Consider the following 12,262-nt stretch of genomic DNA (forward strand, 5'->3'; position numbering starts at 1 on the left):
TCATGCTCCTTCCGGCTCGAAATTCACCAGCACCGCGCCGGCCGCGACCATATCGCCTTCATTGCAATTGATGGCCTTGACGATGCCCTTCGCCGGTGCACGGATAGTATGCTCCATCTTCATCGCTTCCATAACCACAAGCGCGTCGCCGGCCTCCACGACAGCACCGTTCCGGCTGAGCACCGCGCGGATCACGCCCGGCATGGGAGCTTCCAGGCCACTGGCATGAACGGAAGAATCCGCGATTTCGACGGGATCTGGCTGGCTGATGCGGTAAGGCTCGCCATGCAGGAAAAGCGCATAGGTGCCGGTCTCTGCGAAGAAATAGCCCTGACTTTTCCGGCCGTCCAAGGTTGCAAGGAGCTGGCCGTCACCGGAAAGGCTGCCGTAGGCCCGGATCGTCCGCCCCTCGATTGCGAGCGTGAATTCATCACCCTCATGCGTGACGCCGACGCTTAACGGCTGGTTCTCAAACATGAAATTCAGCGTTTCCCGCGCCGGTGCGTTGAGGCGGAATGCGGCCTTCGTGTTCCACGGGCTATGGGGATCCGCCTCTGATTGCGACATTCCGTTTGTGCGGCGGGAGAGCAGCAGGCCAAGCGCGGCGAGGGCGATGACACCTCCATCATTCGAGGCTGGAGCAAAGAGCGACGCCTCGTTGCGGGTGATGAAACCCGTATCGAGGTCGGCTGAGGCGAAAGCTTCCAATCGGGCAAGCCGTGTCAGAAAGGCGGCGTTGCTGGTGACGCCGCAGATCGCCAGATTTTCCAGCGCCAGCGTCAGACGCCGCACGGCTGAGGCTCGGTCCCGATCCCAGACGATAAGCTTGGCGATCATCGGATCGTAATGCACGGTGATGGCGTCGCCGGCGCGGATGCCGCTGTCGATCCTGACGTGAGGGCCCTGATCGGGGAAAACGAGATGGCTGATGGTGCCGACCGACGGCAGGAAATCATGCGCCGGGTCTTCGGCATAGATACGGGCCTCGATGGCATGACCATGTATGCTGAGATCGGCCCAGTCCTGCGGTAACGTTTCACCATCCGCAACACGGATCTGCCATTCGACCAGATCGAGACCGGTAATATACTCCGTCACGGGATGTTCGACCTGAAGCCTCGTATTCATTTCCATGAAATAGAATGCGCCGGAAGGATCGAGCAGGAATTCCACGGTTCCCGCACCGCGATAGTCGATCGCGCGGGCGGCGGCTGTTGCCGCTTCATACATACGTTGCCTGAGCGCATCCGGCAGGCCGGGGGCAGGGGCTTCTTCCAAAACCTTCTGATGCCTGCGCTGGATGGAGCAGTCACGTTCGAAAAGGGAAAAACAATTGCCGTGGCTATCGGCAAAGATCTGCACCTCCACATGGCGCGGCCGTTCGAGATATTTTTCGATCAGCATGCGGTCATCACCGAAGGCGGCCGACGCCTCGCGTTTTGCCCCGGCAAGTTCCGCCGCAAATTCACGTTTTTGCCTGACGATGCGCATGCCCTTGCCGCCGCCGCCGGCCGAAGCCTTGAGCAGGACGGGATAGCCTATGGCTTCCGCCTCATTCCCCAGCCGTTCCTCCGCCTGGTCCTTACCGTGATAACCGGGAACCACGGGCACGCCAGCCTTGGCCATCAGTGCCTTTGCTTCGCTTTTGCCGCCCATGGCGCGGATCGCCGCGGCCGGTGGGCCGATGAACACCAGCCCGGCGGCGGCACAGGCTTCGGCGAAACCGGCATTTTCCGAAAGAAAACCATAACCCGGATGAATGGCTTCTGCGCCGCTTGTCTTCGCTGCGGCGATGATCTTTTCGCCATCGAGATAGGAGGCACGCGCGGGTGCAGCGCCGATGGCGATCGCTTCGTCGGCAAGCGCCACATGCATGGCGTCACGATCGGCATCGGAATAAACGGCGACGGTACGAATGCCCATTTTGCGGGCGGTATGGATGATACGGCAGGCGATCTCGCCCCTGTTGGCGATGAGTATTTTCGAAAACATCGTCGCCTCACATCCTGAATATGCCGAAACGGGTGGGTTCAATGGGTGCGTTGAGCGCGGCGGACAGACCGAGGCCGAGGACGAGGCGGGTATCCTTTGGGTCGATGATACCGTCGTCCCAAAGCCGCGCGCTGGCATAATAGGGATGGCCCTCCCGCTCGTATTTTTCGCGGATCGGCTGCTTGAACGCTTCTTCGCCTTCCTTCGACCAGTGCCGGCCATCAGCTTCGATACCGTCGCGGCGAATCTGTGCCAGAACGGAGGCCGCCTGCTCGCCGCCCATCACGGAAATGCGGGCATTCGGCCACATCCACAGGAAGCGGGGAGAATAGGCGCGGCCGCACATGCCATAATTGCCGGCCCCGAAGGAGCCGCCGATGATGACGGTGAATTTCGGCACCTTGGCGGAGGCGACGGCGGTGACGAGCTTGGCGCCATCCTTGGCAATGCCGCCAGCCTCATAGGCCTTGCCGACCATGAAGCCGGTGATGTTCTGCAGGAAAACCAGGGGAATACCGCGCTGGCAGCAGAGCTCGATGAAATGCGCGCCCTTGAGCGCCGATTCCGAAAACAGGATGCCGTTATTGGCGATGATGCCGACGGGATAGCCATGGATATGGGCGAAACCACAGACCAGCGTCGTGCCATAAAGCGCCTTGAACTCATCAAATTCAGAACCATCCACCAGACGGGCGATGATCTCACGTACCTCGAAGGGTTTGCGCGTATCGGCGGGAACGATGCCGTAAAGCTCTTCGGGCGGGTAAAGCGGTTCTGCCGGTTCACGGATATCCAGCCCCAACTGTTTGCGGCGGTTGAGGCTGGAAACGATCCGCCGGGTCAGCGCCAGCGCGTGGCGGTCGTCATGGGCAAAATGATCGGTAACGCCGGATTGCCGGGAGTGCACATCCGCACCGCCCAGCTCTTCCGCACTCACCACCTCACCTGTTGCCGCCTTCACCAGCGGCGGGCCGCCAAGGAAGATCGTGCCCTGGTTTTTGACGATCACGGACTGGTCGCTCATCGCAGGCACATAGGCCCCGCCCGCCGTGCAGCTGCCCATCACCACGGCGATCTGGGCGATGCCTTTCGCCGACATATTGGCCTGATTGTAGAAGATACGGCCGAAATGATCGCGGTCGGGAAACACTTCGTCCTGATTGGGCAGGTTCGCGCCGCCGGAATCCACGAGGTAAATACAGGGCAGGCGGTTCTCGGCGGCAATCTCCTGCGCGCGCAAATGTTTCTTCACCGTCAGCGGATAATAGGTGCCGCCCTTCACGGTCGCATCATTGGCGACGATTACACATTCTCGGCCCGAGACCCTGCCGATGCCGGTGACAATGCCGGCGGCCGGAACAGGTTCGTCATAAACCTCGTAAGCTGCAAATTGCGAGAATTCGAGGAATGGACTGCCGGGATCGAGAAGTGTCTCGATGCGGTCACGTACCAGCAATTTGCCACGGGAAAGATGCCGTTCGCGGGCCTTGTCGCCGCCGCCTCTGGAGATTTTTTCGACGTGTTGGCGCAGGTCAGCCACCAGATTCGACATGAACTCGACATTGGCAGCGAAGACGGGATCGCGGTTCATACTGGACGTAAGCTTCATCGCGTCCTCACCCGTTGCCCTTGACCAGTTCGCGGCCGATCAGCATCCGGCGAATTTCGCTGGTGCCTGCGCCGATTTCGTAAAGCTTGGCATCGCGTAGCAGCCGCCCGGCCGGACTTTCATTCACGTAACCGGAGCCGCCGAGAAGCTGGATTGCATCCAGCGCCACCTGCGTCGCCCGCTCGGCGGCGAAGAGGATAGCTCCCGCCGCATCCTGCCTCGTGATGCGGCCATTGTCGCAGGCCCGGGCCACGGAATAGACATAAGCGCGCGATGCGTTCATCGCCGAATAGATATCCGCGAGCTTACCCTGCACGAGCTGGAATTCACCGATCGGTTTGCCGAATTGCTTGCGCTCGCGGGCATAAGGCAGCACCAGATCGATGGCCGCCTGCATGATACCAACAGGGCCGGCGGCCAGCACGGCGCGCTCGTAATCCAGCCCGCTCATCAGCACCGCCACGCCGTCATTCAACCGCCCGAGGATGTTTTCCTCCGGCACCTCGCAATCCTCGAACACGAGTTCCGAGGTGGGGGAACCGCGCATGCCGAGCTTGTCGAGTTTCTGGGCCGGACGAAACCCTTTGAAGCCTTTTTCAATGAGGAAGGCGGTGATGCCGCGCGGGCCGGCGGACATGTCGGTCTTGGCGTAAACGACCAGCGTATCGGCCTCGTGGCCGTTGGTGATCCACATTTTCGCACCGTTCAGCACATAGCGGTCGCCCCTGCGTTCCGCCTTCAGCCGCATCGAGACGACATCCGAACCGGCCTCCGTCTCGCTCATGGCGAGCGAACCGACATGTTCGCCGGAGACGAGTTTCGGCAGATATCTCTGCTTCTGCTCTTGCGTGCCCCAGCGATGGATCTGGTTGATACAGAGGTTGGAATGGGCGCCGTAGGAAAGGCCAATGGAGGCGGAAGCCCGGCTTATTTCCTCCATCGCCACGCAATGGGCGAGATAGCCCATGTCGGCGCCGCCGAATTCTTCCGAAACGGTGATGCCGTGCAGGCCAAGCTCGCCCATTTCAGGCCAGAGCTGACGCGGGAAGCGGTCGTCCCTGTCGATCTCCGCCGCCAGCGGGGCGATTTTATCATCTGCGAATGCACTTGCGCTGTCGCGCAATGCTGCGATTTCCGGGCCGAGATCGGCATCGAAAATGGCGGCGAGGTTCAAACTCATCGCGTCTCCTCCTCCGGACGGCAGGCCGTCCCTTTGTCAGCTGCCGACACCTCCTCCGCGCCGGCAGCCCTTATTTACGGCGTGTCACCCCCGGTGAAGGCGGCGGAACGGCGCACGAATGTCTTGATGGCAAAGTTGGACTGGATGCGCGACACGCCGGGAACGGTGGTCAGGAAATCCAGCAGCTGCTGGTAATGCGGCAGATCCCGCACCATGGCGTGGATCAGATAATCGGAACTGCCGCTCGTCTGGTAACCACCCACCACCTCGGGAATGGAGGCCACATGATGTTCGAATGTCGTCAGCGCTTCCTTAATCTGCCGCTCCAGCGTGACGGAGATGAAGACACCCATATTGCCGAGCAGCCGGTTCTCGTCAAACACGGCGGTATAGCCGCGAATGATCCCTTCCTCTTCGAGCTTGCGCACGCGGCGCAACGTTGGCGTGAAGGAAAGGCCTATCCGAGCCGCAAGATCCCGCCAGCTGACCCGCCCGTCATCGCCGAGAACATGCAGAATCTTCTGGTCGAAACTGTCGAGCTCAATCATGGATCATTTGCTCTATGATATGAATATTTGTTGGATCAAAGATATCGCCAATCAAAAAACTGTCAATCAAAATAGCTTTGAAATGAATTCGAGATAGTGATAGCGTTCACGTCAGTCGCGGTCTGGAGGAGATTTGCGGCGGGCCGGTTCCTCACGTCAGGGCTGGCCAAGGGAGGTGAATTTGGCTGTGCATAACCCTGTCGTGATCGATGGGGCCGCCCGTGCTTTCAAGGGCAGCCCTCGCGACCAATTCCAGCTGGCGACGCGCCTGATACGCTTCTGCTTTTTGGCGGGAGGCGGCGATGATGCTCACTGAATCCCAGCAGCAGATCAGAGATATGGCCCGCGACTTTGCGCGGGAAAGGCTTGCCCCTGGCGCCGCTTCGCGTGACCGGGAAAGCCGTTTCCCCGAGGAAGAATTGAAAGCGATGGGCGAGCTCGGCTTCCTCGGCATGCTGGTGTCCGAAGAGTATGGCGGGGCGGAAACCGGTGCTGTCGCTTATGCGCTGGCGCTGGAGGAATTCGCTGCAGGGGACGGTGCCTGTTCCACCATCATGAGCGTCCATAATTCGGTCGGCTGCGTGCCGATCCTAAAATTCGGGACCGAGGACCAGAAGCAGCGTTTTCTGCCGAAGCTTGCCTCCGGCGAATGGATCGGTGGCTTTGCGCTGACCGAACCACAGGCCGGCTCCGATGCCTCAAATCTCAAGACCAGGGCGCGTCGCGATGGCGATCGTTATATTCTTGATGGCGCGAAGCAGTTCATCACCTCGGGTAAGAATGGCGATGTCGTCATTGTTTTTGCCGTTACGGATGCAGCGGCAGGCAAGAAGGGTATCAGCGCCTTCATCGTGCCCACCGACACGCCGGGCTATGAGGTTATCCGGGTCGAAGAAAAGCTTGGCCTTCACTCGTCCGATACCTGCCAGATCGCTTTCAACGGCATGGCCATTCCCGCCGATTTACGGCTCGGTGAGGAAGGTCAGGGTTACCGTATTGCGCTCGCCAATCTGGAAGGCGGCCGCATCGGCATCGCGGCGCAGGCGGTGGGCATGGCGCAGGCGGCGTTTGAGGCGGCGCGGGATTATGCCCGCGAGCGCAAGGCCTTCGGGCGGGCGATCATCGAACATCAGGCGGTGGCGTTTCGTCTCGCGGATATGGCGACACGCATTCAGGCGGCGCGGCAACTGGTGCTGCACGCGGCGGCGCTGAAGGAAGCGGGTGAACCCTGTCTTTCGGAAGCCTCGATGGCCAAGCTCTTCGCGTCGGAAATGGCCGAACGCGTTTGTTCGGACGCCATCCAGATCCACGGCGGTTATGGCTACATGGCGGATTATCCGGTGGAGCGGATCTATCGCGATGTGCGCATCTGCCAGATTTACGAGGGGACAAGCGATGTCCAGCGGATGGTGATCGCAAGAAACCTTTGAGAATTGTTTCACGGTCTGGAGGAGACCGCGACGGGAGGAGTAGAATGGACATATCAGAAACGCCACATCTAAGCCTGCATGTTCCGGAACCCGCCGTGCGGCCCGGCGATCAGCCGGATTTCTCCAATGTAAAGATACCCAAGGCCGGTTCCGTGCCTCGCCCGGAAGTGGATGCCGCGCCGGAGAGCATGCGTGATCTCGCCTATTCGATCATTCGCGTCCTTAATCATCAGGGTGAGGCCGTCGGACCTTGGGCCGGGCTGCTTTCGGATGACGACCTGCTGACGGGTCTGAAGAACATGATGAGGCTTCGGGCTTTCGATGCGCGCATGCTGATGGCGCAGCGGCAGGGCAAGACCTCTTTTTATATGCAGCATCTCGGGGAGGAGGCAGTGAGTTGCGCCTTCCGCAAGGCGCTTTCCAAGGGCGACATGAACTTCCCGACCTATCGGCAGGCAGGCCTGCTGATCGCCGACGACTATCCGCTCGTCACCATGATGAACCAGATCTATTCCAACGAACTCGACCCGCTGCACGGGCGGCAACTGCCTGTCCTCTACTCTTCCAAAGAACACGGTTTCTTCACCGTATCCGGCAATCTCGCCACGCAATATGTCCAGGCGGTGGGCTGGGCGATGGCGTCGGCCATCAAGGGTGATACAAAGATTGCGGCCGCCTGGATTGGCGATGGCTCGACGGCGGAGTCGGACTTTCATTCGGCGATGGTTTTTGCATCGACCTACAAGGCGCCGGTCGTTCTCAACATCGTCAACAACCAATGGGCCATTTCCACCTTTCAGGGCATTGCACGCGGGGGCTCCGGGACCTTCGCGGCACGCGGGCTGGGTTTCGGTATTCCCGCACTGCGGGTCGACGGTAATGATTATCTGGCCGTTTATGCCGTGGCCCGTTGGGCCGTGGAGCGGGCGCGCCGCAATCTCGGCCCGACGCTCATCGAATACGTCACCTATCGTGTCGGCGCGCATTCCACCTCTGACGATCCGAGCGCCTACCGCCCGAAGACCGAGTCCGAAGCATGGCCTCTGGGCGACCCTGTCCTGAGGTTGAAGAAACACCTCATCCTGCGTGGCGTCTGGTCGGAAGAGCGGCACCGGCAGGCGGAAGCGGAGATCGCCGATGAGGTGCTGGAAGCCCAGCGCGAGGCGGAAAGCCACGGCACGCTGCACGAGGGCAAAAAACCGCCGAAGAAGGATATTTTCGAAGGTGTTTACGCCGAGATGCCGGCGCATCTCGTCCGCCAGCGCCAGAAGGCAGGATGGTAAGACATGGCAAGAATGACGATGATTGAAGCCGTCCGCAGCGCCATGGATGTATCCATGGAGCGCAGCGACGATGTCGTGGTCTTTGGTGAGGATGTGGGTTATTTCGGCGGCGTTTTCCGCGCCACGCAGGGGCTGCAGCAGAAATACGGTAAAACCCGCTGTTTCGATGCGCCGATCAGCGAATCCGGCATTGTCGGCACCGCCATCGGCATGGCCGCTTATGGATTGCGGCCCTGTGTCGAAATCCAGTTCGCCGATTACATGTATCCCGCCTATGACCAGATCACCCAGGAGGCAGCGCGTATCCGTTACCGCTCAAACGGGGATTTTACCTGCCCGATCGTTCTTCGCATGCCGACCGGCGGCGGCATTTTCGGAGGCCAGACGCATAGCCAGAGCCCGGAGGCGCTTTTCACTCATGTCTGCGGGCTGAAAGTGGTGGTTCCTTCCAATCCTTACGACGCCAAGGGGCTACTGATAGCGTCCATCGAAGATCCCGACCCCGTAATGTTTCTGGAGCCGAAGCGGCTTTATAACGGCCCGTTTGACGGTCACCATGACCGGCCCGTAACGCCATGGTCCAAACACGAGAAGGGGGAGGTGCCGGAAGGGCACTACACCATTCCCATCGGCAAGGCCGAAATCCGCCGCCCTGGAACCGATGTCACGGTCATCGCTTATGGCGCCATGGTGCATGTGGCGCTGGCAGCGGCGGAAGAGACGGGGGTGGACGCCGAGATCATCGATCTGCGCAGCCTGCTGCCGCTCGACCTCGATACCGTCGTGAAGTCGGTTTCCAAGACCGGCCGCTGCGTCATGGTGCATGAGGCGACGTTGACCTCCGGCTTCGGGGCAGAAGTCGTGTCGCTGGTGCAGGAACATTGTTTTTATCACCTTGAGGCTCCCGTCGTGCGCGTCGCAGGTTGGGATACGCCTTATCCCCATGCGCAGGAGTGGGACTATTTTCCGGGGCCAGCCCGCGTCGGGCGCGCCCTTGTCGAAGTCATGGAGGCCTGATCATGGCAGAATTTATTCTAACCATGCCCGATGTCGGTGAAGGTGTGGCGGAAGCCGAACTCGTGGAATGGAACGTCAAACCGGGCGATCTTGTCCACGAGGACATGGTGCTGGCCGCGGTGATGACCGACAAGGCGACGGTGGAAATCCCTTCGCCGGTGGCGGGCGTCGTCACCTGGCTCGCGGTAACGGTGGGAAATACGGTGCCGGTGAAAGCACCGCTCCTGCGCATCGAAACCGATGTCGCTGCCGTCGCTGCCAATGGTAGCGCGCCGGAAGGGGAGGCGCCGACCCGCATGACGGAAGAGGAAGCGCCCGCCGACATGACGGACACGCCGCCACCCGTTGAAACCCAGCCGGTGCCGCGCGAAGCCGGGGAGGCCAACACGGCGCCTGCCGCCGAACTGCACCATAAGCCGCTGGCATCTCCGGCCGTTCGCCAGCGTGCTGACGATCTCGATATCGATCTTGCACAGGTCAAGGGAACGGGTCCCGACGGGCATATTACCCATGCCGATCTCGACGCGTTCTTAACCGTGCGGGGGCGGCCGGAACGCACTGAACCGATGGCAGCCCACGATAGCGCTGTCGAAGAGGTGAAGGTGACGGGGCTCAGGCGCAAGATTGCCGAGAAGATGGTGCTTTCCGCCTCCCGCATTCCCCACATCACCTATGTCGAAGAAGTCGACGTGACCGATCTGGAAGATCTGCGCGCTACGATGAACGGCAACCGCCGTTCCGGGCAGCCGAAACTGACGGTCCTGCCATTTTTGATGCGCGCGCTTGTCAAAGCCGTTGCCGATCATCCTGGTATGAATGCGATTTTCGACGATGAAAAAGGTGTCGTCAGCCACTACGAGGCGGTTCATATCGGCATTGCCACGCAGACACCGTCAGGTCTCACCGTCCCGGTTGTGCGCCACGCGGAAGCGCTCGGCCTTTGGGAGTGCGCAGACGAGGTCGCACGCGTTGCCGAAGCCGCTCGCACCGGGACGGCGCATCGGGAAGAACTGATGGGCTCCACCATCACCATCAGCTCGCTTGGGGCGTTGGGTGGTGTCGTTTCGACGCCCATCATCAATTACCCCGAAGTGGCGATCATCGGCGTCAACAAGATCGTGACTCGGCCGGTCTGGGACGGAATTCGCTTTGTGCCGCGCAGGATGATGAACCTGTCTTCGAGCTTCGATCATCGTGTCGTGGACGGCTGGGATGCGGCAGTCTTCATACAGGCCGTCAAGGCGCTTCTGGAAAAGCCCGCGCTGATCTTCATCGATTGAAGGCGATCCGTGCTCCCTCCTCCCTGTGCTCGTCACAGGGACCCAGCCAGCCCAAGTCTTTGGGCTGAAAGGACTCGTCCCGTCGCGCAGACGCGCGTCGGCTGGATTCCTGTGACGAGCACAGGGATGAGGGCGTATGCGTGTCATGACCGCATTTCTTAGCCCGCGTTTTCATCCTTCACGGAACTGTTTCGCTATCGGTATAGGCTTGCGTTCGTCATCTTCGGGTATAGAAGAGAAGAACGAGAAGCATGTTTTCTCATCACGATCACAGTCGCGGACGAGGGCGCTCCGGTGCCCGGCGGTCCGCTCTCCGCCGGCAACAGAACGAAAAAGGTCCTCCCATGCAAACTCCCAAGCCCGTTGTCCTGACTATTCTCGATGGCTGGGGGCTGAGTGAGGATACATCCAGCAACGCGCCTGTTCTGGCGAACACGCCCACCATGGACCGGCTTTTCGCCACCTGCCCGAATGCGAGGCTCACCACGTTTGGTCCTAAGGTGGGGCTGCCTACCGGACAAATGGGCAATTCCGAAGTCGGTCATACCAATATCGGTGCGGGCCGCATCGTCGCCATGGATCTCGGCCAGATCGATCTTGCAATCGAGGATGGCAGCTTTTTCCGCAATGCGGCGATGCTTGATTTCGCCGCCAAGGTGAAGGCCGCAGGCGGTGTGGCGCATCTGATGTGCGTCGTTTCCGATGGCGGCGTTCATGGCCATATCCTCCACGGCCAGGCGGCGGTGAAGCTGATGGTCAGCCACGGCCTGAAGGTCGTGGTGCATGCCATCACCGATGGTCGTGACGTCGCGCCGCAATCCGCTGAAGATTTTGTGGCTGCGCTTGTGGCAAGCCTGCCGGAAGGCGCCAGCATCGGCACCGTGATCGGCCGTTATTATGCGATGGACCGCGACAACCGCTGGGAGCGTGTCGAAAAGGCCTATGACGCGATGGTCCTGGCCAAAGGCGAGCACGCCCGGGATGCGGTGAGCGCCGTTGCACAGAGCTACGCGAATAAAGTCACGGACGAGTTCATCCTGCCGACCGTGATCGACGGTTACGAAGGCTTCAAGGCCGGCGATGGCCTGTTCTGCCTGAACTTCCGTGCTGACCGCGCGCGTGAAATCCTGCTTGCCATCGGTGCCGATGATTTCGACGGTTTTGCGCGCGAAAAGCCAGTGCTCTCGGCGCTGCTTGGCATGGTGGAATATTCTACCCGGCACAATGATTTCATGGCCACGGCTTACCCGAAGCGCGATATCGTCAACACGCTTGGCGCCTGGGTGGCGAAGCAGGGACTTACGCAGTTCCGCCTCGCCGAAACGGAAAAATATCCGCATGTGACGTTCTTCCTGAACGGCGGCAAGGAAGAGCCGGAAGTCGGTGAAGACCGCTTCATGCCGAAATCCCCGAAGGTCGCGACCTACGACCTGCAGCCGGAAATGAGCGCGCCCGAGGTAACGGAAAAATTTGTCGAGGCGATCGGCAAGGGTTACGATCTCATCGTCACCAATTACGCCAACCCTGATATGGTCGGCCATACCGGTGATCTGCAGGCCGCAATCAAGGCCTGTGAAGCCGTGGATCGTGGCCTCGGTGCGGTGGTTGCCGCACTCGAAAAAGTGGGAGGCGCAATGCTTGTGATTGCCGACCACGGCAATTGCGAAACCATGGTCGACCCGGTGACCGGCGGCCCGCATACGGCGCACACCACAAATCCGGTTCCGGTGATCCTTTTCGGTGGCCCTGAAGGTGCGAAGCTGCATGACGGCATTCTCGCCGATGTCGCGCCCACCCTGCTGCGACTGATGAATGTGCCCTTGCCGCCGGAAATGACGGGCAAGAGCCTGATCGACCTTTAATCAAGCGTCGTCGCGCGGCAGCATTTCACCCCCGCGCGACCGTCTGTTTCCGGTTCCGAAC

Annotated in this window: 9 protein-coding genes; 5 read left to right on the forward strand and 4 right to left on the reverse strand. The window is 60.5% G+C overall.

What is annotated here, in order from left to right; translation table 11 throughout:
- The 4 genes from EGT36_RS24695 to EGT36_RS24710 form a co-directional block, all read right to left on the reverse strand.
- The gene (locus EGT36_RS24695; protein ID WP_125271232.1) at nucleotides 1-1,992 is read right to left on the reverse strand and encodes an acetyl/propionyl/methylcrotonyl-CoA carboxylase subunit alpha; all 1,992 of its coding nucleotides are present in this window, start codon (nucleotides 1,990-1,992) and stop codon (nucleotides 1-3) included.
- A 7-nt stretch (nucleotides 1,993-1,999) separates the two neighbouring features.
- Complete coding sequence (locus tag EGT36_RS24700) at nucleotides 2,000-3,601, reverse strand: carboxyl transferase domain-containing protein (protein WP_125271233.1); 1,602 nt, start codon at nucleotides 3,599-3,601, stop codon at nucleotides 2,000-2,002.
- 7 nt (nucleotides 3,602-3,608) lie between these two features.
- Nucleotides 3,609-4,781 carry an isovaleryl-CoA dehydrogenase gene (locus tag EGT36_RS24705; protein ID WP_125271234.1) on the reverse strand — a complete coding sequence of 391 codons (1,173 nt, stop codon included), beginning with the start codon at nucleotides 4,779-4,781 and terminating at the stop codon, nucleotides 3,609-3,611.
- 74 nt (nucleotides 4,782-4,855) lie between these two features.
- Nucleotides 4,856-5,329 carry an Lrp/AsnC family transcriptional regulator gene (locus EGT36_RS24710; protein ID WP_004445535.1) on the reverse strand — a complete coding sequence of 158 codons (474 nt, stop codon included), beginning with the start codon at nucleotides 5,327-5,329 and terminating at the stop codon, nucleotides 4,856-4,858.
- 302 nt (nucleotides 5,330-5,631) lie between these two features.
- On the opposite strand from EGT36_RS24710, the gene EGT36_RS24715 reads away from it, so the two are divergent.
- The 5 genes from EGT36_RS24715 to gpmI all read left to right on the forward strand — a co-directional run bounded on the left by EGT36_RS24715 (nucleotide 5,632) and on the right by gpmI (nucleotide 12,201).
- Nucleotides 5,632-6,759, forward strand: a complete 1,128-nt coding sequence (locus tag EGT36_RS24715) for an acyl-CoA dehydrogenase family protein (RefSeq protein ID WP_125271235.1) — start codon at nucleotides 5,632-5,634, stop codon at nucleotides 6,757-6,759.
- A 44-nt stretch (nucleotides 6,760-6,803) separates the two neighbouring features.
- Nucleotides 6,804-8,042, forward strand: a complete 1,239-nt coding sequence (locus tag EGT36_RS24720; RefSeq protein WP_022562920.1) for a 3-methyl-2-oxobutanoate dehydrogenase (2-methylpropanoyl-transferring) subunit alpha — start codon at nucleotides 6,804-6,806, stop codon at nucleotides 8,040-8,042.
- 3 nt (nucleotides 8,043-8,045) lie between these two features.
- The gene (locus EGT36_RS24725; RefSeq protein ID WP_125271236.1) at nucleotides 8,046-9,059 is read left to right on the forward strand and encodes an alpha-ketoacid dehydrogenase subunit beta; all 1,014 of its coding nucleotides are present in this window, start codon (nucleotides 8,046-8,048) and stop codon (nucleotides 9,057-9,059) included.
- 2 nt (nucleotides 9,060-9,061) lie between these two features.
- Nucleotides 9,062-10,339 carry a dihydrolipoamide acetyltransferase family protein gene (locus EGT36_RS24730; RefSeq protein WP_125271237.1) on the forward strand — a complete coding sequence of 426 codons (1,278 nt, stop codon included), beginning with the start codon at nucleotides 9,062-9,064 and terminating at the stop codon, nucleotides 10,337-10,339.
- A 344-nt stretch (nucleotides 10,340-10,683) separates the two neighbouring features.
- Nucleotides 10,684-12,201, forward strand: a complete 1,518-nt coding sequence (gpmI, locus tag EGT36_RS24745) for a 2,3-bisphosphoglycerate-independent phosphoglycerate mutase (protein WP_125271239.1) — start codon at nucleotides 10,684-10,686, stop codon at nucleotides 12,199-12,201.
- Nucleotides 12,202-12,262: the final 61 nt, after the last annotated feature.

The organism is Agrobacterium sp. FDAARGOS_525 (assembly GCF_003938925.1).
Classification (GTDB): Bacteria; Pseudomonadota; Alphaproteobacteria; order Rhizobiales; family Rhizobiaceae; genus Agrobacterium; species Agrobacterium pusense.